This window comes from Komagataeibacter oboediens (assembly GCF_003207815.1).
GTDB lineage: Bacteria > Pseudomonadota > Alphaproteobacteria > Acetobacterales > Acetobacteraceae > Komagataeibacter > Komagataeibacter oboediens.
Genome location: NZ_NKTX01000002.1, coordinates 187,597 through 209,613 on the forward strand (window position 1 = coordinate 187,597; position 22,017 = coordinate 209,613).

Sequence of the window (22,017 nt, forward strand, 5' to 3'; positions counted from 1 at the left end):
TTATGCACGCGGGACGAGATTTATTTCGGGTGGGCGGTATTCAAAAATAAATCTGCATTTCACATAAGACCTTGCGGTTCCGACAGTGCGTCATTTATTGTTCCTTCCCATTGAGAAATCCACGGGAAAGAGACACTTTTTTCAGCGGAACCATTTACCATAGAAAACAAGATCATACGTGGCGCAGTACCATGCCGGCGCCTGCAGGGCATGGTATATCGGCAGGTTTTTATTCAGGTCAGTCTGGTTGTAAAATTATGCTAAGGGAATTGTGGCTGAAGTCGGGCGGTCAGGCGTTCATGGCCACGCCGCGCGGGTTGAACTGGCTTATCCTCTTCCTGTCGGCAGGGGGGGCGTTCCTCTGCCTGTCCATTGGCAACATTACCCTTGATCCGGGGCAGCAGGCCTATATTTCCGTGGGAACGATAGCGCTGTTCTTTGTGCTGAACCGCAGGAAAGGGCGACATATCACCTGCATCCTCATGATGCTGTCGCTGTTCGTGTCCTTTAGGTACCTGATCTGGCGGCTGGGCAGTACGGTGCAGTTCACGGGGCCGCTGCAGATTGTCATGTCGGTCGCCCTGCTGATGGCGGAAGGCTACGCGCTGTCCACCCTGTGCCTGAGCTATTTCCAGATGTCGTGGCCCCTTGGGCGCAGGCCGCACAGACTGCCTGACAATCCCGATGACTGGCCGATGGTGGATGTCTATGTCCCGTCATATAACGAGGATCTGGACCTTGTGCGCTCCACGGTGCTGGGCGCGCTGGACCTGCACTGGCCTGCGGACAAGCTGAATGTCTATATCCTGGATGACGGACGGCGGAAGTCCTTCTACGATTTTGCCCAGGAATCCGGCGCGGGTTACATCATCCGTTCCGAGAACAACCATGCCAAGGCGGGCAACCTGAACCACGCCATGAAGATCACCAAGGGCGAGTACGTGGTGATTTTCGACTGTGACCATGTGCCAACCCGGTCCTTCCTGCTCAAGACCATTGGCTGGATGGTGGCCGACCCCAAGCTTGCCCTGCTGCAGACACCACACCATTTCTATTCCCCCGATCCGTTCCAGCGTAACCTTGCCGCCGGTTATGACGTGCCGCCCGAAGGCAACATGTTCTATGGGCTGGTGCAGGACGGCAATGACTTCTGGGATGCGACGTTCTTCTGCGGGTCCTGTGCGGCCATCCGCCGTTCGGCGCTGCTGAGCGTGGGGGGCTTCGCGACCGAGACGGTCACGGAAGACGCGCATACCGCGCTGAAGATGCAGCGCAAGGGATGGGGAACCGCCTATCTGCGTCAGCCACTGGCAGGGGGGCTGGCGACCGAACGGCTGATCCTGCATATCGGCCAGCGTGTGCGCTGGGCGCGTGGCATGCTGCAGATCATGCGGCTGGACAACCCCATGCTGGGGCCGGGCCTGCGGTGGGAACAGCGGCTGTGCTACCTGTCGGCCATGTCGCACTTCCTGTTCGCCATCCCCCGGGTGACCTTCCTTGTCTCACCACTGGGGTTCCTGTTTTTCGGGCAGAACATCATTGCGGCGTCCCCGTTCGCCATCATGGTCTATGCACTGCCCCATATTTTTCATTCCATCATGACCCTGTCGCGGATCGAGGGACGGTGGCGCTATTCCTTCTGGAGTGAAATTTACGAGACCTCGCTGGCGCTGTTTCTGGTGCGCATCACCATTGTCACCCTGCTGCAGCCGCACAAGGGCAAGTTCAACGTGACGGACAAGGGCGGCCTGCTGGCGCGGGGATATTTCGATTTCAGCGCGGTGTACCCCAACGTCATCATGGCCGGGATCCTGTTCCTGGGCATGGTGCGGGGCATCGTGGGCATGATTTTCCAGTACCATCAGAAACTGGCGTTCCAGTCCTTCGTGCTCAACACGTTCTGGATCAGCATCAGCCTGATCGTGGTGCTTGCCTCCATCGCGGTGGGGCGAGAGACGCGGCAGATCCGGCATAAGCCACGGGTGCGGGTCAGGCTGCCGGTTGATATCTGTTTTGAAGACGGCACCGAATACCATGCCCATACCACCGATATTTCGCTTGGCGGGGCGGGGGTTACCCTCAAGCTGCCCCGGCAGATGGACACCCCGCAGGACATTACCCTGCGTTATGACAAGCCCGATGACGGCATTCGCGTGTCCGTTCCCGCCACGATCCTGGGGCAGCGCGGGTCGTGGCTGCACCTGCAATGGAAAATCGAGACGCTGGATCAGGAACGCGAGATTGTCAGCCTGGTGTTCGGCCGAAGCGATGCATGGCATAACTGGGCTGATTTCAAGGAAGACCGGCCGTTGAACAGCATATATCAGGTCATAAAAAGCATACGCGGTCTTCTGTCTCCGCCGTATCTGTGGGATCTCAGCCCGGCGCAGGAAACCGGGGAAAGTGACGAGAGCGTGCAAAAGGAAGAAACGCTGGAAAAGAAAAGCCTTGTGCTGCCACCCACCTATCGGGGGGTCGGCTATGGCATGACCCTGCTGGTGGCGGGTATGGCCGGGCTGCTGTCCATGGCCCTGCCGGCGCAGGCACAGGACACGCCAGCCCCAGCGCCAGTCGATGCCTCCGCCGCAGCCCCTGTCGCCGCGGCGCCGACCCAGCCCCTGCCGCCTCCATCCTACAGCGTGACCGGCGTCTCGCGCCTGACCCCGCTGGGGGATACCAACAGTGGTGATATCCCCCCCATGGGCGGTACGGTGGATCGGGCGCTGGCGGACCGGGTGGCAGACACCGAAATCACGCGTACCATTTCCTTCCGTGACCTGGGGCTGGAAAACGGGCCGCTGACCCTGCGGGGGTTTTCGCCACTGCAGGGGATCGACGTGGTGGTGCCCGCCAACCGGGTCGTAACCCATGCGGTGCTGACCCTGTCGGGGGCGATTTCGCCATCGCTCCTGCCGGAAGCCACGGCGCTGACCGTGACACTGAACGAACAGTATGTCGACACGATCCGTATCGATCCCGCGCATCCGAACTTCGGGCCACTGGAATTCCCGGTTGATCCCCTTTATTTCACGGGGGACAGCAAGCTCAATTTCCATTTCGCCGGTGAATACAGGCGGGATTGCAACGACCTGTATAATGATGTGCTGTGGGCCCAGATATCGGACCAGTCCAGCATTACCCTGACCACCGCGCGCATCGTACCCGAACGGGATCTGGGCCGCCTGCCGACGCCCTTTTTCGATCCCAACCTGAAAGTCGCCATGCGCGTGCCGGTCGTCATGCCCGCTGCGACACCGAAGCCGGAAATCATGCAGGCCGGGGGACTTGTCGCATCATGGTTCGGCAAGATGGCCGATGCGCGCCAGTTGTCCTTTCCTGTTTCCCGCAGCATTCCGGCTACCGGGAATGCCATTGAAATCGGGGAAAACATTCCCGTTGATGATCAGGGGCACGCGCCCGCCGGACCGACGCTGCTGGAAATTGCCAACCCGAATGACAGGTGGGGCACGGTCCTGGTTGTAACCGGGCGCACACCGCAGGAAGTGGAGGTTGCGGCCCGGGCGCTGGTCTTTTCCCCCGATACGCTGGGCAGCGGGCCATCCGCCGTGGTGCAGGACGTGACCCTGCGCGCCCGGCAGCCTTATGATGCGCCGGCCTTCATTCCGACGGACCGGCCGGTGCGTTTTGGTGAACTGGTGACCGCGGGCGACCTGCAGGCGGGCGGTTTTGCACCCGGCACGCTGCATGTACCATTTCATCTGCCGCCCGACCTGTATACATGGCGCGGACTGCCTTTCCTGATGGATCTGTGGATACGCACGCCGGATAACCCGGTGGTGGATGTCAGCGCCTCGCGTCTGGATGTCAGTCTTAACAACTCTTACCTGCAAAGCTATGGGCTGTTGCCCCACAGCCTGTGGCGTACATGGTCCGAACGCATGGTGACCCAGCACGCGGGTGCCGTTGGACATGTAACGGCCCTGCCGTCATGGCTTCTGTTTGGGCAGAATGACCTGCAGTTCAATTTCAATACCCGCCCGGTGGACCGTGGTGCCTGCCGGCGCACGCCTGATAACCTGCGCATGGGGATTGATTCGGATTCCATGCTGGATTTCCGGCGTGGGGTGCATTTCACGACGCTGCCCAACCTGTCCTATTTCGCATCAATCGGTTTCCCGTTTTCCCGCATGGCCGATCTGGGGGAGACGACGGTGGTCCTGCCCCCTGCGCCGGATACCGATACGATCGGGGCCTATCTTGACCTTATGGGCTTTTTTGGTTCGGTTACATGGTATCCCACCGCAGGCATGCACCTTGTGACAACAACGGATATTGCCGAACATCCGCCCTCGGGCGATGTCATTCTGCTGGCGCCAGCGCAGCAGATGGGGCCTGCCGCATCCCTGCTGTCGCGTTCGGCGTACCAGATTGATGACGGCCATATCCATGTTGGACAGGATATGGGCCTGCAGGGGATCTGGTACATATTCCAGGATCGTGACAGGAGCGGCCTGCGCAATGGTGTCACGGCCAACCTGAGCGCCCCGATCCGCAATACCGCCATGATGATCGGGGCTGAATCACCCTACGTCCGGCATCGTTCGGTGCTGGCGCTGTTGGGTGACGACGGGGCGCATATCCACGACCTGATTGCAAGCCTGCATGATCGTAAGGCCCTGCCCAGCCTGCAGGGTGATCTTGTGCTGAAAAATGGCAACAGGTTCGCGACATACCGCACGTCACCCACCTATACGGTTGGTCATCTGCCTTTCTGGATGTGGGTGGACTGGTTCCTGTCGCACCATCCAGTCCTGATGTACCTGTGTGGTGTGGTGGGTGCGGTCATGCTGGGAACCGGGGCATGGCTGTGGCTGCGCGCGCGTGCGCGCCGTCGCGTGCGCGAACAGGCGATTGCCGACGAGGCAGCACGCATGTCCGGGCACGTATCCGAGTGACATAAAGGGCGCGCGGGCGGTCGGGACCGCCTGCGTTCCCCGGCGTGGATGACCTGGACATGGTGATTATGTCTTCCATATCCGGACTTGTATGGTGAATGTGCAGGCACATCGTATCGTTCAGTCAGGGAACGATACGGCAAGGCAGGAACCGGTATTACGAAATACGGTATTCATATTTCAGATCAGCTAAAGCTGGTATAGGCTGGGGTTTTCAGGGTGTGTTTGGATAGGCATTTATTTTGAAAGGCAGAAGAATGAAAATAAAAGAATTGCTGATGGCAGGATTTGTGGCAGTTACGCTGCCGGTCGTTGCCCATGCTGAAGATATTTCCTGGGTTAACAAGACGTATACGCCAGATGTCCTGAAGGATTCCCGTGCAGGTGACATCAATGCTGATATCAAGAAACTGACGGGAAGCGATTACAAGGTTATCAACGAGTTCCTGCACGGGGTCGTGGGGCCTGCAAGCGTTGTCAATAACATCGCCTATATTTCCGGTTGCCAGCCGCATATGTGCATGAATTTCACGACGATCGCATTTGATGGCAATGGTCATTACTGGGGTTATCTGGAAAACATGGATGCACATTATACGCATACATATAACAAGATATATGGTCACCCTTCACCGGAAATTCTGGCCATGCTGAAGAACCGGGGTGTCGTGAAATAACGTCGCCTTGTAAATGAAAAAGGATCATCTGTCTGGATGATCCTTTTTTTCTGATGCGTTATTTTGGATCCGGCATATATATTGTGGATTTACTGACATTTGGTGATGAATGGTGTCTGGTCGGGGCTGCGTTTGAATACCGGTCGTGTTGATACCCTGCCCAGACCTGTTTCATCATGGTGGCAGGGGCTGTTTTTCCGGTTGGAACTGAAAATGGGACCGGATCACACCCTTCACGTAGGAAATGCTTGGCCATTTCCTGTTCCCGTCGCGCATCCGGCAGGGTGACGGATGGATAATTGTCCAGTGTCAGCGTTTTGCCTGTTTCTGGAATTTATAGCGAAGCCGCCGGATTTTCCTGCCACTTGGCATGACATACACAAATAATCCGTCAGTATCTGTACGCCGATATGCTTTGGCTTTCAGTTTGGCGGAACGGATTTGTCCGTATGTGGATTTTCCCTTTTCCGCTTCCTGCTTTTTCATGCCCGCAATGGGCTGGAACAGCGTGAAACAAAATAGGAACGATAGGTTCAGAGAATGCCGACAGAAGGGGAGAAAACCAAGCCTTCTGAAACGGATTGGTGACGAGTGGGATGCTAATCTGGCGGAGAGGGTGGGATTCGAACCCACGGTACGCTCACACGCACGGCGGTTTTCAAGACCGCTGCCTTCAACCGCTCGGCCACCTCTCCATATCGTCTGTTTAGCTAGGTATTCCGCCGCCGTCTAGATGGTGGTACGCACAAAAACCGCTGCATTCATGTGCTTGCCATATCCCGGTATGTGCCATTAGGCGGCAGTCGGTCTGGTATCGTCCGGCATAAGCCATTTCATGGCAAAGGCGGCCGGACGTCATGGATATTGCGGCGGGGAGGGGAACGGACCGGTGTATCCTGATGCTGGTCGAACAGGGAAATCGGGCCGATAATCCGATGGGCACTGGTGATGGTTGGATAACTGAGCAGTCCCGCCGTCAGCATGGCCAGCGCCAGAAAGACGATTTTCTTGATCATGACGCCCTCCATTCAGGTAAGAAAAGCGTCCTAACCGGTATGTGTATCCGGGACATCTCGGGATAATGTCATTTTGTATCGGTGGGATAAGGAAATTTTTAAGGTAAGGACACGCCCCGTGTGCGAAGCGGCCCTTACCGGACCCGGGCAGGTTTGCCGGGTCGCCTGACAGGGACAGAATCCCTGTTACTTCTTGCAGTTCTTGTCGAATTCGTTGTGGAGGTCTTCTTCATTGATCTTGATTTCGCCGCGATAGACCGATTGTGGCTTCAGATCGACCCGCGCGCCCCCGATCATGACAGTGGTGTCCGAGTTGATTTTCCATTCTCCGCTGGGCTGTTTGGTGACCGCTTTGCAGAAATCATTCGTGCCCTGCGCCATGGCGGGCGTGGCAACGGCAATTGCAGCCAGGGCTGCGAGAAGTGAGGCGGATTTGCGCATTGTGGCGTTCCTTTTCCTGTTTCCGGCGGTGCACGCCGGCGGAAAAGTATGGCTCCCCGAATATGGCGACCGTTTGGCAACATAAAGTTACAATTCAAGCGCGCCCTATCATGCCCGGCTTCCGGTTTCTGACCTGTAGTCAGCAGCCGGGCTGTCCCGTCTTGGCGTGACCCGACACATTCCGCTCGGATCAGGGAAGGCAGGTTGCAGTGGTTCGGTCTTGACGTGATCGGGCTGGCACGATCTCAATACAGTCTGTTTCAGTATCGCAAGGACTTACGAATGCCAGACTGTCCTACCCCCGACATGATACGCCCCGGTTTGGTGCACCATGTCCGGGAGAATACCGCGCAGGCCAGGATGGGTCGCGCTACCTGCCAGTCCCCTACGGGCCGAAAGGCGCGGGGCAGGCGCGGACGGGCAGGTATGGTGGCAGCCCTTGCCTGCATGGCAGTCGTTATGATGGCCGGGGCATATGGCGCGCCTGCCACTGCCGCTACGCAGGCGGGCACGCTGGCCGTTACGGCGGCGGGACAGGCAAAGGGGCAGGCCTATACCCGCGCGGCCCTACTGGCCCTGCCGCAGCGGCGCACGGTTACGTTGGCAGTCGATCCCGAACATATCGGCCCGCAGGTCGAAGCCGTGCCGCTTGCCGCCGTGACGGGTTCCGGCACGACGCCAGATGTCCTGCGTCTGGAGGCGGTGGATGGCTTCGTGGCGGAACTGCCCATGGATACGGTCACTACGGCTGCCGGATATGGCGTGCAGCCGTGGATCGCCATTGAAGACCCCGTCCGGCCCTGGCATTCGGCGCAGGGGGAAGATCTTGGGCCGTTCGTGCTGGTATGGGTTGGCGGGAATGCAGGCCGGATCGGGCAGGAACAGTGGGTTGACCGACTGGTATCGATACAGGGGGAAACGTCGGCCATTGCCCGGTGGCCGGGGCTTGGGCTGCCTGCCACGTTACCGCGGAGCGATCCCGCATGGCAGGGGCAGACCCTGTTCCTCAGCGACTGCATGCCCTGTCACAGGCTCAACGACAACGGAACGGCTGACAAGGGGCCGGACCTGGGGCTGCCGGTCAATGCCGTGCGCTACCTGACCCCGGCGGGCTTTCATGCGCTGGTGCGCAACCCGCGCGCGCTCCGGCACTGGCCCGCCGCACGCATGGAAGGCTTTCCCCCCGCCGCGCTGAGTGATGCGGATATCGACGCCATTCACGCCTATCTGGCCCGTCTGGATAAGGGGACGCCCCTGCAATAGGGCCGGGCGTCGAAATTTTTGAAAAAGCGTTACCCGAAACGTTATCGAACGCCGTGGGGCGTTTCGGGTATTTAAAACCAACCTATTGACACAAAACACAAAAATTTCCGAGTGTCGGCTTTTTTCAAAAAGGTGACGTTTCGGAATGCGTTTTGGGAAAACGCGTCACCATAAACGCCCTGATGTCAGTCGTGGCGGAACAGGCGCAGGCTGGCGCCTGTTCCGCCCATCAGGGCCCGCCGGCCTGCTGCCATGCAGGGCAGGGATCAGCGCATCAGGTCGGACAGTGCATCCAGCTTGTCGCCCAGCATCGCGATGGTGGAACGAATCTCGTCCGTGATGGTTTGCGTGTCATCCATCGTGTTGGACAGGCGTTCGAGGTCGGTGCGTATTTCGCCAAGCAGAACATTGCGTTCGGTTACGATACCGTCTTCGTCTTTCATATGGCGTCTCCCGGGTTTCATGCGTCAACATGCACAATGCGGGTCTTCGGCTGGTTTGACAAATGCGTGGGGGCAACTGTGCTATGACAGCAGCCGGAACGTCACCATGTGCGGGCGGTTCCGGTTTTGCGGCTGGGCTGTCTTGCGATACATCCCCCCTGAACTGGCGCGGGCGGGGAGAACGCAGGACGATGCAGCAGGTTGAACACTGGATGTGGCGGATTGCCGCCGGCCTTGTCATCCCCATGCCGGTGCTGCTGCTGTATGCGCTGGCCCCGGCGGAAATCGTCCTGACGGTGGTGGCCGTGCTGTTTGTTATCCATGCCGTGCTGACCCGGCACTGGACATGGCTTCGCCAGCCATGGGTCGTGGTGGCGGTCCTGCTGTGGGGGCAGATCATCGTGTCTTCTGTCGTGGCGCAGGAGGTGCATGGGGTCATGCAGTCGCTGTGCTTCGGGCGGTATTTCCTGTTTGTCGCCGCCCTGCAGACATGGGTCCTGCCCGATATCCGCATACGCGCTGTTCTGGCGCGGGTTTATGGGGGTGTCGCCATATGGCTGGTGGCGGGGTGCTGGCAGCAATATATCTGCGGGCGCAACATATGGGGATATGGCCGGTGGGCGGATGGCGCCCTGCTGGGCCCGTTATGGGCGCCGCGCGTGGGGTCCGGGCTGTTCATGACGGCGCTGCCGGGACTGTTTCCCGTCGCCATCCGCCTGTCGCAACGTGATGGTGTGCGCGGGCGTATCATGGCGGCCGCCATGCTGCTGGGACTGATCCTGACCATGGTGCTGGTGGCGCAGCGCATGCCGCTGTTCTTCATGCTGGGGGGGATGGGTCTTGCCGGGCTGCTTGTGCCGCGCCTGCGGGGCGGGCTGCTGGCCGTGGGGGTGCTGGGCGCGTGCGGTGTCGCACTGTCGCCCGTGCTGGCGCCGCAGGCGTATAACAAGCTGGTCGTGAACTTCATCGCGCACATGCATGCCTTTGCCGACAGCCCGTATGGCATGCTGTTCATCCGCGCGGGGGTGATGATCAGGCAGCACCCATGGTTCGGGCTGGGGTTTGACGGGTTTCGCCATGCCTGCCCTGATCCGACCTATTTCCATGGCCTGCCCTGGCTGGGCATAGCCGAGGGACCGCACGGGGGGGCTACGGGCTGCAACCTGCATCCCCATAACTATTACCTGCTGATGGGCACGATGGGGGGTATGCCGGCAATGGGACTGTTCATTGCGCTGGTTGCCTGCCTGCTGGTGCAGATATGGCGGGGATTGACCCCGGCACGTGACCCGCAGCGGCTGATGCTGGCGGTGGTTGCCACGCTGGTTTTCTGGCCGGTGGCGTCCACCAGTTCGTTTCTGACGCAGCCCTCGGGCGGGTGGCTGTTCATGGTTACGGGGTGGGCGCTGGCGGTCTCGCCAGTTGCATCCCGGTTGCAATACGTGCATGGCAGGGACTAGCCCCGGCTGCCACGGCGCACTACAGTGCCCCGGGTGGACGGCGCCGAATGACAGACGGCAGATGCAGCCTGTTTGCCCTGACCCACGCCCGTATCCAGCAAGGGGAGCCTGCGCTATCGTTTTCGCCTGTTGTTCTGAGGGAACGTGTCCGGAATCATTCCAGGCGCGGGTTTTTGTACGTGTGATCGCCCATGTCCACTTCTGAACGGGATGCGCTCAAGCGCATTTTCGGCAATACCGGTTTCCTGATCGCCGGGCGGGCGACGAACGCGATCTGCAGTTTCGTCTATATCGCATGGGCGGTGCGCGCCCTGGGGCTGTCGCAGTTCGGCGTGCTGATGCTGGTTACGACGTTCGGGGCTGCCGTATCGCAGGCCACGCACCTGCTGTCGTGGCAGCCTCTGCTGCATTACGGTACGGATCCGTTCACCAATGGCCGCAAGGCGCAGTTTTCACGCGTGCTGGCGTTCTGCATCCGTGCCGATTACATCAGCGGTGGCCTCGGGTGGCTGGTGGGTACGCTGGGGGTTGCGCTGTTCGGTACCTATATGGGGTGGCCGGCGGCGGATCAGGGGGCGGCCTGTGCCTATATGCTGACCATCGCGTTCATGAACACAAGCTGGTCGGCCGGGGTGTTCCGGCTGTGCAATTCCTTCTGGCTGACCATGCTGACCGACCTGTCCGGCGCGCTGGTGCGCACCGTGGGGTCGGGCATCGGCTTCATGTACCATATGGGGCTGGATTATTACCTTCTGGTCTGGAGCATGACGCAGCTGATCATGTTCCTGAGCAGTACCTGGCTGGGGTGGATGCAGCTGCGCCATACCGGCGGGACGCTGCGCTTCAGCCTGTTTACACCGCTTAAGGCCGGCGATGCGCCGGGCATCTGGCGCTTTACCCTGTCCACCAGCTGCAACCACCTGCTGGGGTCGGTATTCAACCAGTTCGGCACGCTGCTGGTGGGGGGAATCCTTGGTCCGGCAGATGCGGCGGTCTATCGCGTGTCCCGCCAGATTGGCGAGGGGATCGCCAAGCCTGCACAGCTCATGATGCCCGCGCTGTACCCCGAATTCATCCGCCTGCGAGAAGAGCAGGACTGGTATGGCATCAAGCGCGTGACGATCAAGCTATTCCTGATGATCGGCGGTTTTTCCGTCCTGCTGATGGGTGTGGCGATGGCGGTGGGCAATATCCTGCTGACATGGATGCTGCATGTGCACTGGCATGGGGGGCGATCCCTGATCATGCTGATGCTGGGCAGCGCGATACTCGGCCTTGGGGTCGTGCCACTGGAACCGCTGCTGACCGTGATCGGGCAGGTGTCGCAGGTGCTCAAGGGACGGATCATCGTTACCCTGACCTATCTGCCGCTGGTGTACGGCATGACCATGGCGTGGCATCTGGAAGGGGCGGCGGCGGCGGCCGACGTGGCCGGGCTGATCATGCTGGCTGTCTGCCTGCGGCCGGTCGTGGCGTGGTTCCGCCGTATGGCGCCGGGGCGCAGGCCGGCAGGCACGGCGACCGGGGATGTCCCGCCTGCTACCGTGCCGTCCGTGCCTGAAAAGAGCACGGGAATGTAATCCCGTAGCGGCGGTTGAAAACGCCCTGTAAATTCCAGGGACGACTTTGGTGAAGTTTTTTCAGATGGCACCGGCGAACGCCGCCCCTGCGTAAAAAGGCGGCGCCCGGAACATCGTGGCCGTTCAGAAACTGGCCGTCAGGCTGACATTGAATGACCGGCCCATGCCGGGCAGTGCGCGCAGCATGCCGGTTGCGGCGTTATCCGCCAGCGACCAGCCACCCAGCGGCAGTTCGTATTTCTGGTTCAGCACGTTGTCGATGCTGGCGTCCAGCGTCATGTAGCGCCAGTGATACTGCCCCCCCAGCCCCAGCAGGGCATAGCCCGGGGTGCGGGGTTCGTTGCGGACCCAGTCCACCGTGTCCTTGGCCTTGACGAAGGTCATTTCCACGCGGCCGCTCCAGTTTTTCCATCGCTCGTTCAGCGACACGCTGCCGTTGGTCGGCATCTGGTGATACAGCCCGGCGCCGTTGGTCAGATCCTGCCCGCGTACCCAGTTGATGTTGGCCACGATCTCCCCCCGGCCAAAACGGGCGTTCTGCCACAGCCGGTAATTGCCCGAGCCGTTGATGCCGTAGCTCTGGGCATTGTGGTTGACGAATCCCAACGTGTAGAACTGGCCCGCCGATGCAAGGCGCTGCGCGTTTACGTAATTGTGGGTGTAGGTGTAGTACGGCTGGACCTTCAGGTCCCACCTGTCCCCGTCGGGATCATGCCAGTCGGCGGTGATGGAGGCGGTATTGGCCACTTCCGGTTTCAGGTCGGGATTGCCGACATAGCCGTTGCCGTCGCCAAACCAGTTGATCATGCTGGTGACCATGGCCGACTGCCCCCATGCATAGCGTTCATACAGGTTGGGTGAGCGGGTCTTGCGTGCATAGCCGCCTTCGATCGTCAGGTCGCGGCGCGGTTTCCAGCGGACCAGCGCCGTCACGTCGAAGTTCACGTCCGTCCGGCCCCGGTCAATGGCGTTGAAGGCATTGGCCGCGGCAACATTGGTCTGGTTCATCATGGAGGAGGAATAGCCGGACACCGGACCCGTATTCATCATGACCAGATCATTGCGGAAGCCCAGCAGCGTGGTTACGCGCGGCGTCCATGCCGCTTCCCATTCCACGAAATGGCCCAGCCGGTCGCGGTGCCCGTCATTGATACTGTGATAGGTGTCCGGTCCCATCATCATGCTGCCCGCAACGGGCGGCCACCAGTCATTCAGTCCGGAATGGTCGAACGAACTGCCCAGACGCAGGGTCTGTCCCTCCGCCAGCGGGATCGTGGCCTTTATGCTGTATCCCGCCATGCGGGCGTTGGTGTTCATGGGCATGTGGGTGGTCTTCGCGCGGTCGGGCAGGAAGTCCATGGCGTGGTCCTCGCGCTGCCAGTAGCCACGTGCCTCCAGTTCGCCCCAGTCGAAGGTACCGACATACTTGCCGTTCACATAGGTGGAGCGGTTGTTGGTCATGTCCATGTACTGGTTGGCGAAGCCCTCATGCGGCGTGTCCTGCTGCCCGAATGTCAGGGTGAACAGGTGGTTGTCCTTGTGCAGGCCAAAGGTCACGTCGTGGTTGTAGGTGAGGTAGCTGGTGGAGCGGACAATCCCCGCATCCCCGCCGCCACTGTAATCGCCCGCCTGGCTGTAGGATGCATTGTAGCGCAGGCTGAACATGTCATTGGCCACCGTCAGGCTGCCCGATGCGCCATAGCCGCCGCCATTGCTGCGATAGGTGCCAGTGACATGCCCGGTCACAAGTATCCTGCCATGGCGTGCGAACTGCGGGTTCTTGCGTTCGACATCAATCGTGCCGCCGGTGCTGTCGCCGCCCATGCTGACGGGGGTGATCCCGGCAATGGCGGTGGCGGTCTCCACGCTGTCGGGGTCGATGAAGGACAGGGCGGGGTTCATATGGTTGGGACAGCCCGAGGCAATGCGCACGCCATCGACCACGGTCGCCACGCGGTCATCCGCCATACCGTTGATGACCGGCAGGGACGCAAGGCCGCCTGCCGCATAGGTGCTGACGCCCATCTGGTTGCGAAACAGGTTGGCGGTGTCGGGGCTGCTCAGCTGCGCGGTGGTCCGCGCGGCCTGCGAGGGGGAATTGGCCGATAGCAGCCGGTCCCCCATGGGGGTGTCCTCGGCCGTGTCCTCGATCGACAGGCCGGGCAGGGTTACGGTGGTTTCAGCCCGTGTCACCACGGGGTGCAGGCAGGCGGCCAGCATGCAGCCGCCTGCGGCCACGGCAAGGGGCGCGGCCGTTCTTTTTATGGAAGTCACTTTTCATGTCCTGAACAGGAAACGGAAACGCGCACGCCCGTATGGGCATGCGACAGCGCATGGGTTCAGGAAACGGAAGGTGGCCCGCGGGATGGGGGAAGACCAAGTACGGGAACAGGGGGCGCGCGGGGCTGTCGCGGCTCATGCCGGGCCTGTGCCCATGCCAGCGGGGGCAGGGGCAGGAAGGGCAGGAGCGTCAGCGCAAGGGCGGGCAGGTGCAGAAGCGGGCATAGCGGGCACCCATCGGCGTGATCGTGGCCCGCGTGGGGCTGCGGATCATGCGGGTGGACGGGCATGCCGTCCATCATGGCGTGATGATGGGGGGATGCGTGGACCGTGGTGGCCGCGTGTCCCGGCGGGGCGATGTCGATCCCCGTCAGCCGCATTATGGTGCCGCGGGGTAGTTCCCCCGGCATGCTGCGGCTTTCAATCAGCAACTGTCCCCACAGCCCCAGGCACGCGCACAGCACCATGATCCAGCGGATCACAGGCATGTCATGCATGAAGGGGTGGCGGGCGTGGCCCATGATTGAACTGGCTCTTTCTGGTTGTAAGATAAGGCGGTAACGGATTTATGTTCTCGTGGCTGCATCCCTTTTTGTCAAATGGGGCGCGGGCCGTCATACCGGCTGCAATGGATGGAACCGTGCCGCAACAGCAAGACAGGACCACAGGCAGGCTGCTTGTCCCCGAAGTCGCGCACATGCGTGGCCGCCGGGCGCGCATGGTGGCGGGGTGGGCGGTGCTTCTGGCCGTGCTGGGGCATGGCATGATCGGCGCGTGGCTGTTGCCGGGGCGTACGAAGGCGCCGGATGCGCCCAGTGAAAAAAGCAGTATTCAGGTCTTTTTCGACCAGCCGGAGGTTGCGCCCGTTCCTGAACCGGCTACGCCACAGCCACAGCCACAGCCACAGCCACAGCCCACAGCCACACTGGCCGCGCCGCCGCGGGCCGAGGAAACGCATGAGGCCGCGACCAGCCGCCATATTCCCGCCAGCGTGCCCACCGCATCTCCCAGGGGGGCGGTAGGACATGCTGTCGGCCCACGCGGCACATCGGTCCCGCCCCCGCACGCAGCGCCTGCGTCCGGCACGCGACCTGCCAGCGCGCCCCCTGCTGTTGGACATGCGCCACCGCCTGCCTCGGCGGCCCGGCCTGTGTCTTCGCTACAATGCACGCCGCCTGCATGGCGTTATCCGGCCATGGCCCGGCACATGCATGAAGAGGGCACCGCGATGGTGGATCTGGTCATCGGGGCGCAGGGACAGGTGGCACAGGCCAGCCTGCGCAGCAGCACGGGCTATGATGATCTGGACAGGACAGCCCTTGCCGCCGCGCGCAACGTTCGCTGCACGGCGGAGGGGGGCGCGACGGACGGCGCGAAGGTCACGCTGCCGGTCATATTCCACCTCAAAGGATAGGGGCTGGTTCAGGCGTGTCTTTCACGCGGAACGGCTGACAGACAACAGCAAGGGGCGCCGGGTGACGCCCTGTTTCAAACAGGTGAGGTTCCCTGAACGTCTATGGATGAAGGTGTCCCCGGAAAGGGGGCTCCGGTTTCAGGGACGGGAAACGCGCGGCACATGGGTCAGGTGTTCCGCCCGGGTCAGGGCCGCAGCGGCCTGTGCCGTCACGGTTTTCAGGTCATAAGTCGACAGGACCCGCTGCCGGGCCGCCGCCCCCAGTCTGGCGCACAGGGCAGGGTCATCATATAGCCGCAGCAGCAGGGTGGCGAGGTTCTCTGGCGTGGCGGGTTTCACGAACAGGCCTGTCTGCCCATCCGTTACAATATCGGCCATGGCGCCCACAGGTGTTACGATGGAGGGGACACCCGCCTGCATTGCTTCATGCAAAGCGATGCACAGCCCCTCGAAATGCGAAGGCTGCACATAGCCATGCAGCCCGGCGCAATAGGCGAACGGGTCGGTCTGGAACCCTGACAGAGTGACGTTGCGCAGCCCCAGTGCCGAAATCCGGGCCCGTAGCTGCGGGGCGAGGGAGCCCTCGCCACCGATATCAAGATGGATGCGGCACTGCGGTGCATGGTCACGCAGATAGGCCATTGTCTCGACCAGCAGGCCATAATTTTTCTGCTTTTCCAGCCGTCCCAGCGTGCCAAGGCGGAAGACGCGCCCGTCACCCGGTCCGGCCCATGGCGTGGCCTGCGGCATGTCGGGCTGTGCCGTAAACAGGGGCCAGGGAATGATGTCGCCTTCGGGAACATGCAGTTGCCGGGCCGTGCATTTCGCAACGAAGCGGGAATCCGCCACCCACAGATCCGTCAGCCTGTGCGTGGCGCGCAGGGTCCAGCGGTTCCACGGGCGCAGATAGGCATTGTGCTGCCAGCTGACCACCGGCCTGCGCAGCATGATGCCCGCCATCTGTCCATACAGGGTCGCCCGTGTCAGCGATGTCCAGATCAGGTCCGGGGCATGGCGGCGGATGGCGGCAAGGGTGGTGGGGAAACTGGCAAACCTGTCCGGATTTGGGGAGAGGATATCGTAAACGATCCCCGCTTCTTCCAGCCATGTCGTCGCATTGCCGGCTTTGCGCGCCAGGGCGAGGACATGAACGTCATGCCCGCATCGGCGCATCTGCGCCACGACATCGGGCAGGGGGCGTTCAGCGCCGCCGCCATTCAGGCTGTTGATGATGTAGACAATGCGCATGCGAATGCTTCTGGCATGCAAAATATAAAAAATTAAGGCAGTTTATAATGATGGATACATTTCATGTCGGTTCAGACATAAAATGTTTAGTTTTGTTACAGTAAGATACAATTCAATGAATGGCATATATTAGAATTTCTTTTGGAAAATGAATCTGTGCCTGACTTTACTGCATCCTTGGTTATTCTATTACTTGTTTTGGTAATGAAACATACCCGTGCTGTGGTAGGTGCCAGTGGCCCGGTAGGGCGACTGCCGTAAGGGGAAGGCAGGTAAGCCGGATGAAAAGACCGCCCCATGCCGAAACAGGGGGCGGCCAGATCAGGCTGGATCAGGGTGTATGGACCAGTTTACGGTTCAGGAATTCCTCAATACCGAATTCCGAAAGTTCACGACCGTAACCGGAGTTCTTGATACCACCAAACGGCAGATCCGCAGCCGATGCGGTCACGGCGTTGACGAACACCATGCCGGTATCGATCCGTGCCGCCACGCGACGCCCGCGTTCCACGTCACCGGTGTGGATGGAGCCACCAAGGCCGTAGGGCGAATCATTGGCCATGGCGATGGCTTCATCCTCGCTGTCCACGGAATGGATGATGGCGACCGGGCCAAAGATTTCCTCGTAGAAAATCGGGTTGTCCTTGGTCATATGGGTCAGGATCGCGGCCTTCATGAAAAAGCCCTCGCGGTCGATCGGCTTGCCGCCTGCAACCAGAGTTGCCCCGTGCGATACAGCCTTTTCCACCTGGGACACGGCACGTTCCATGGCGGCCTGGCTGCTCATCGGGCCGTGGGTGACACCCTGTTCCAGCGGGTCACCATACTGGAATTCATTGACGGCGGTTTTCAGGCGGTCGGTGAATTCCCCTACCAGTGATTTGTGGACGATCATGCGCTTGGCGGATGTGCAGACCTGACCGTTATTGGACATGCGGCCGCGGATGGCCATGGGCATGACCTTGTCCAGGTCGGCATCATCCAGCACGATGAACGCGTCCGAACCGCCCAGTTCCATCGTGCTTTTCTTCAGCGCCCGGCCGGCCTGTGCCGCCACGGCGCTGCCCGCGCGTTCGCTGCCGGTCAGGGCGACACCACGCACCTCCGGCCGTTCGATCAGCTTTTCCGACTGGTCATTGGTAATGAACAGGTTGGTATAGGCGCCTTCGGGCACGCCCGCTTCACGGAACAGGGCTTCGAATGCCTCCGCGCATTGCGGCACGCTTGGCGCGTGTTTGACCATGACGACATTGCCCGCCATCAGGTTGGGGGCGGCGACGCGGGCCAGCTGGTAATAGGGGAAGTTCCACGGCTCCACGCAATAGATGATGCCCAGCGGTTCGCTGGTCACGGTTGCATGGCCCTGCGACACCGGCAGTTCACGCGGGGCGAGGAAGGTTTCGGCCTTTTCCGCGTAATAGGTGAGGATGTCGGCGGACAGTCCGATTTCGGCAATGGCCTCGGGCAGGATCTTGCCCATTTCAATGGAAATCAGGCGGGCATGCTTTTCCTTGTCCCGACGCAGGATGTCGGCAGCCTTGAGCATGAGCGTGCGGCGCTGCGCGATCGAGCGGTGCCGCCAGTCGCTTTCCCAGAACTGGTGGGCGGTGGACAGCTTTGCCAGCATGACCTTGTCGTCATGCAGGTCAAAGACCTTTTCCGTTTTTCCCGTGGCCGGGTTGATGGTGCGATAGGGACTCATGGTGTCATATCCTTTGTGGCTGGTTTGCAGGCCGTCGCGTTATTACCGGACGAATGTTTGCGTTCCCTCAACGCGGCAACAGGTTGTCTGGTTAGGGAACGCTGCGGGCAGGGGCGACCTGTATGGGGAATGCTCTCCCCATCGTGACTATATCCATCGGTATATTGTCAATGCGCGCCAGACACAGGGCAGGGACACGCCCGGAGGGATATGCGCCCCCGCATGCGCCTGCAGCCAAGGCAGGGAGTGACGTTGCAGGCAATGCGATCCCTGCATGGTCATCACGAGGGTTTGAACGCCATGCCGCCGGAATGGACAGCACAGGCCGCGCCGCCGGTCCGTTCATGCCGCATGGCGGACGCCGGGCCGGTTGTCTGGGATATTGTCTGGTGTACGATGCGGCCCGTTTTCAGATATTGCAGAAGGTAAAGACCATGCACATTGACCTGACGGGCCGCACGGCCATTGTAACGGGATCAACCGGCGGCATCGGGCTGGCCATCGCAAGGGGACTGGCCGCAAGCGGAGCGGACGTGGTGGTAAATGGACGCAAGGCGCCAGCGGTGGAACGGGCGGTGCGGGAACTGTCCGCCCTTGGCGCGGGGAAAGCCACGGGGTTTACAGGTGACCTGGGCACGGCGGCGGGATGTGCCGCGCTGGTGGCTGCACACCCGTCATGCGATATCCTGATCAATAATCTGGGGATTTTTGAACCAAAGGATTTTTTCGATACCCCGGATGAGGACTGGAGCCGGTTTTTCGAGGTGAACGTCATGTCCGGCGTGCGGTTGTCACGTGCCTATCTGCCGGGCATGAAGGAGCGGAACTGGGGGCGGGTGGTGTTCATATCCTCGGAATCCGCGCTGAACATTCCGGTCGAGATGATCCATTATGGCTTCAGCAAGACGGCGCAGCTTTCTGTGGCGCGTGGCCTGGCGGAACGGATGGCTGGAACCGGGGTGACGGTGAATTCCGTGCTGCCGGGGCCCACACTGTCCGAAGGGCTGGCGGACATGCTGAAGCCGGAACAGGAAAGGACGGGCAAGCCGCTGACGGAAGTTGCGGCGGAATTCGTCATGGAACACCGTCCTTCCTCCATCATTCGTCGTGCCGCGACAGTTGATGAAGTGGCGAACATGGTGGTTTACCTGTCGTCCCCGCAGGCTTCCGCCACCACCGGGGCATCGGTGCGTGTTGATGGCGGGGTGCTCAGCACGATCTGAGGATTGTGTTCCCTGTTGTTAGCCGATTGGAAAATAGAAGAAGCTTCTGGGCGTCGCCTTTTCAAAAAAGGCGGCGCTCCTTCATCTTTTTTGAAAAAAGCATCACCAGAAACGTCTTCCTGATGTCCCGACAGGTTACTGGAACGGGCTGGCGGAATAGGATGGCGAGGTTGTATAGCCCGCCGCCGGGACCGGCATGGTTGGCGTGGGGTAACCGGATTGGCGGGTGGCTGGCGTGGTATAGGTCGGGGTGGACAGTTTTTGCGCCGCGACGGAGGAATGTGCCGTAAGCGTGCCAGTGCCAGTGCCAGTGTTCATGCTTGTGTCCGGACTGGTGCCGGTCTGGATGGTGTTGCGGGCGGGGATGGTCGTTTCCACCGGGACAGGACGGTCGGACAGGACCCTGTCAGGATAGACCGCGCCAGTGCTGTCATAATCCGCTGCATTATACCGTCCCACGCAGTTCTTGCCACGTTCGGCCGTATGGACGGCTTCCAGTTCGCCTTTCAACTGACCGGGCTGGACAGGCCGGGCGTATGTCGTGCGCTGGGGACTCGCTGCAGCCAGCGCCTGCGTATCCGTTTCATCCAGCAGGGCAAGCTGTGCACAGCTTTGCCGCATGTAAGGTTCGGGGTTCACATATTGCGCATTGATTTCGGCAGGTCTGGTGGCGCATCCCGTTACAGCCAGTATGCCCAGACACAGGATCGTTTTTTTCATGGTCTTCCTGTCATGTTCTGAATATCCTGAGTAAAAAAATTGTTACATGAATATAATTCAATATAATAAATAATTTATTGTTTGTTGATCTATAAAAATAATCGAATATTATTTAAAAATTATAAAAATAAAATGACATATTGAAAACTTATCATTATTTTTCTTAATGAAAACTTTCCGCCGGCCTGTCAGCACCGTCCGGCCGCCTGCATATGTAACGCATCGGTTCTGGCGGGGTTGCGGGCCGCATGCGGTTCTGGCCATGACGGAAGCCGGGGTAGGGCACGGATTTCATCGCACGCTCAGCAGATGGGAAGGGCGTGCTCCATGTTCCACGTCAACGGAAAACTGGCCATTACCCCGGAGTGACCGCTACAGCCTGATTCGTCACTTACGCGCCCGTGATCCATGAAGCGCACCAATCAGGGGCGCAAGGGCTGGTGGCTGAATGTCTGACGGGACACTTGCCTGACAGCATGCGTCAGATTGATCAGGAAACGGCAATTCAGCAGGGGAATGTCGTCGGCTGCATTTGAAGGCCAAACCGCGGGCCCAACTGGAAGGACGTGGGCACGGCGCAATTTCAGCCATGCATGGGGGCAGGTCATGGCCGGAATGGCGCAAGGGGCGGCCGGACAGCTTTTACGTGAAGGCTTTTCGAAAGAAGTAGTCAGGGAGCAGCTTGGGGAAAATCACAGGCAACGCCGTGACCTGCGCCGCACCGGTATCGTCTGCCTGGCAGAAGCAGGGGCCACGACGCCCCAGATCGCTTCGATCAGCAGCCATGAGATCGATTATTGCCAACGGATCATCGACATCTACCTGCCACGCTGCACTGAGGGCACGATCGCGGGCATGCAGTTGTGGGAACAGCATCAGGAGCGGGAGACCAGCAAGATAGCCTCCGTCGCTGCTACATGGGGCCATCTGGGATAAGGCAGAACCGTAATGGGCCATAATGCACAGCAAACCGTGCAAGCTTTCCGGACGCCAAGTCATTGAAAACTGGCGCGCCCTGCTGGATTCGAACCAGCGACCCACAGCTTAGAAGGCTGTTGCTCTATCCAACTGAGCTAAGGGCGCGAGCCTGTGCTTGTGCCAGATCGGGCCTAATGCGTCCAGTTCTGGATCCGGTCATAACGGAAATTATCGGCATAGGCCTTGGGGCGGCGGAGGCGCGGGGCCGGAATTTCGATATCGAAGGCGATCCCTTCCCGCGTGGCGTAGGCAACCGCGCTATCCTGATCGGGGAACTGCAGCCGCAGCTGCGACGGGGTGTCCGCGCTACCTGTCCAGCCCATCAGGGTATCGACATGGCGGGGGCGGCTCTGCCCGTATTCCAGAACCCACGTATGGGTCCGGGCCTGCCCTGACTGGGTGGAGGGCTTGGACTGCCTGTAAATCCGGGCTCGCATTACTATCCGTCTCCCTGGATATGGTCGGGGCGCCCGGACTCGAACCGGGGGCCTCGTGTACCCAAAACACGCGCGCTACCAGGCTGCGCCACGCCCCGCGACCACGAGCGGGAACCTATGTGGCAACTGCTGTTCTGGCAAGCACATTCTTGCAAAAAAAATACCGCGCCCATCGTCCCTGCGGCAAGCAGTGAGGACGGGCGCGGCGAACAACAAGGC

At 60.5% G+C, this 22,017-nt stretch carries 18 protein-coding genes and 3 tRNA genes; 8 read left to right on the forward strand and 13 right to left on the reverse strand.

Annotated features, from left to right (window positions below):
* Positions 1–257 precede the first annotated feature (257 nt).
* Both bcsA and CFR80_RS02780 read left to right on the forward strand, forming a co-directional pair.
* On the forward strand, positions 258–4,916 hold the full coding sequence (gene bcsA, locus CFR80_RS02775) for a UDP-forming cellulose synthase catalytic subunit (RefSeq protein ID WP_110507072.1): 4,659 nt from the start codon (positions 258–260) through the stop codon (positions 4,914–4,916).
* Positions 4,917–5,173: 257 nt separating this feature from the next.
* A complete protein-coding gene (locus CFR80_RS02780) occupies positions 5,174–5,593 on the forward strand; it encodes a hypothetical protein (protein ID WP_010512963.1) in 420 nt (139 codons plus the stop codon).
* A gap of 309 nt (positions 5,594–5,902) precedes the next feature.
* On the opposite strand, the gene CFR80_RS18855 is transcribed toward CFR80_RS02780, so the two are convergent.
* The 4 genes from CFR80_RS18855 to CFR80_RS02795 form a co-directional block, all read right to left on the reverse strand.
* Positions 5,903–6,079, reverse strand: a complete 177-nt coding sequence (locus tag CFR80_RS18855; protein WP_146221607.1) for an Arm DNA-binding domain-containing protein — start codon at positions 6,077–6,079, stop codon at positions 5,903–5,905.
* Positions 6,080–6,198: 119 nt separating this feature from the next.
* A tRNA-Ser gene (locus CFR80_RS02785) sits at positions 6,199–6,288 on the reverse strand.
* 138 nt (positions 6,289–6,426) lie between these two features.
* The gene (locus CFR80_RS02790) at positions 6,427–6,609 is read right to left on the reverse strand and encodes a hypothetical protein (protein ID WP_010512966.1); all 183 of its coding nucleotides are present in this window, start codon (positions 6,607–6,609) and stop codon (positions 6,427–6,429) included.
* 186 nt (positions 6,610–6,795) lie between these two features.
* On the reverse strand, positions 6,796–7,050 hold the full coding sequence (locus CFR80_RS02795; RefSeq protein WP_010512967.1) for a hypothetical protein: 255 nt from the start codon (positions 7,048–7,050) through the stop codon (positions 6,796–6,798).
* A 447-nt stretch (positions 7,051–7,497) separates the two neighbouring features.
* Here CFR80_RS02795 and CFR80_RS02800 point away from each other — a divergent pair, with 447 nt between their 5' ends.
* Positions 7,498–8,313 (forward strand): cytochrome c, encoded by an 816-nt coding sequence (locus CFR80_RS02800; RefSeq protein ID WP_258367716.1) that lies wholly within the window; start codon positions 7,498–7,500, stop codon positions 8,311–8,313.
* 266 nt (positions 8,314–8,579) lie between these two features.
* Here CFR80_RS02800 and CFR80_RS19190 read toward each other — a convergent pair whose 3' ends face one another.
* A complete protein-coding gene (locus CFR80_RS19190) occupies positions 8,580–8,756 on the reverse strand; it encodes a hypothetical protein (RefSeq protein ID WP_010512969.1) in 177 nt (58 codons plus the stop codon).
* 191 nt (positions 8,757–8,947) lie between these two features.
* On the opposite strand from CFR80_RS19190, the gene CFR80_RS02805 reads away from it, so the two are divergent.
* Positions 8,948–10,216, forward strand: coding sequence for an O-antigen ligase family protein (locus tag CFR80_RS02805; RefSeq protein ID WP_010512970.1), 1,269 nt, complete (start codon positions 8,948–8,950; stop codon positions 10,214–10,216).
* Between the two features lie 191 nt (positions 10,217–10,407).
* A complete protein-coding gene (locus CFR80_RS02810; protein ID WP_010512972.1) occupies positions 10,408–11,796 on the forward strand; it encodes a lipopolysaccharide biosynthesis protein in 1,389 nt (462 codons plus the stop codon).
* Positions 11,797–11,919: 123 nt separating this feature from the next.
* On the opposite strand, the gene CFR80_RS02815 is transcribed toward CFR80_RS02810, so the two are convergent.
* On the reverse strand, positions 11,920–14,070 hold the full coding sequence (locus CFR80_RS02815; RefSeq protein ID WP_110507074.1) for a TonB-dependent receptor: 2,151 nt from the start codon (positions 14,068–14,070) through the stop codon (positions 11,920–11,922).
* 65 nt (positions 14,071–14,135) lie between these two features.
* Positions 14,136–14,597 carry a DUF2946 family protein gene (locus tag CFR80_RS02820; RefSeq protein WP_242405458.1) on the reverse strand — a complete coding sequence of 154 codons (462 nt, stop codon included), beginning with the start codon at positions 14,595–14,597 and terminating at the stop codon, positions 14,136–14,138.
* Positions 14,598–14,704: 107 nt separating this feature from the next.
* Here CFR80_RS02820 and CFR80_RS02825 point away from each other — a divergent pair, with 107 nt between their 5' ends.
* Positions 14,705–15,490: an energy transducer TonB gene (locus CFR80_RS02825; protein ID WP_181418153.1), complete on the forward strand. Its 786-nt coding sequence runs from the start codon at positions 14,705–14,707 to the stop codon at positions 15,488–15,490.
* Between the two features lie 138 nt (positions 15,491–15,628).
* On the opposite strand, the gene CFR80_RS02830 is transcribed toward CFR80_RS02825, so the two are convergent.
* Positions 15,629–16,738 (reverse strand): glycosyltransferase family 4 protein, encoded by a 1,110-nt coding sequence (locus tag CFR80_RS02830; RefSeq protein WP_010512976.1) that lies wholly within the window; start codon positions 16,736–16,738, stop codon positions 15,629–15,631.
* A gap of 331 nt (positions 16,739–17,069) precedes the next feature.
* Positions 17,070–18,440, reverse strand: coding sequence for an NAD-dependent succinate-semialdehyde dehydrogenase (locus CFR80_RS02835; protein WP_010512977.1), 1,371 nt, complete (start codon positions 18,438–18,440; stop codon positions 17,070–17,072).
* A 434-nt stretch (positions 18,441–18,874) separates the two neighbouring features.
* Between CFR80_RS02835 and CFR80_RS02840 the strand changes: the two genes are divergently transcribed.
* Complete coding sequence (locus tag CFR80_RS02840; protein WP_029329223.1) at positions 18,875–19,663, forward strand: SDR family NAD(P)-dependent oxidoreductase; 789 nt, start codon at positions 18,875–18,877, stop codon at positions 19,661–19,663.
* Positions 19,664–19,798: 135 nt separating this feature from the next.
* Here CFR80_RS02840 and CFR80_RS02845 read toward each other — a convergent pair whose 3' ends face one another.
* On the reverse strand, positions 19,799–20,383 hold the full coding sequence (locus CFR80_RS02845; RefSeq protein WP_110507076.1) for a hypothetical protein: 585 nt from the start codon (positions 20,381–20,383) through the stop codon (positions 19,799–19,801).
* Positions 20,384–20,998: 615 nt separating this feature from the next.
* Here CFR80_RS02845 and CFR80_RS02850 point away from each other — a divergent pair.
* Complete coding sequence (locus tag CFR80_RS02850; RefSeq protein ID WP_146221608.1) at positions 20,999–21,319, forward strand: hypothetical protein; 321 nt, start codon at positions 20,999–21,001, stop codon at positions 21,317–21,319.
* Between the two features lie 70 nt (positions 21,320–21,389).
* Here CFR80_RS02850 and CFR80_RS02855 read toward each other — a convergent pair.
* The 3 genes from CFR80_RS02855 to CFR80_RS02865 form a co-directional block, all read right to left on the reverse strand.
* Positions 21,390–21,466: transfer RNA gene (locus tag CFR80_RS02855), tRNA-Arg, on the reverse strand.
* Between the two features lie 26 nt (positions 21,467–21,492).
* Positions 21,493–21,798 carry an ETC complex I subunit gene (locus CFR80_RS02860; RefSeq protein WP_010512981.1) on the reverse strand — a complete coding sequence of 102 codons (306 nt, stop codon included), beginning with the start codon at positions 21,796–21,798 and terminating at the stop codon, positions 21,493–21,495.
* A 21-nt stretch (positions 21,799–21,819) separates the two neighbouring features.
* Positions 21,820–21,896, reverse strand: a tRNA-Pro gene (locus CFR80_RS02865).
* Positions 21,897–22,017: the final 121 nt, after the last annotated feature.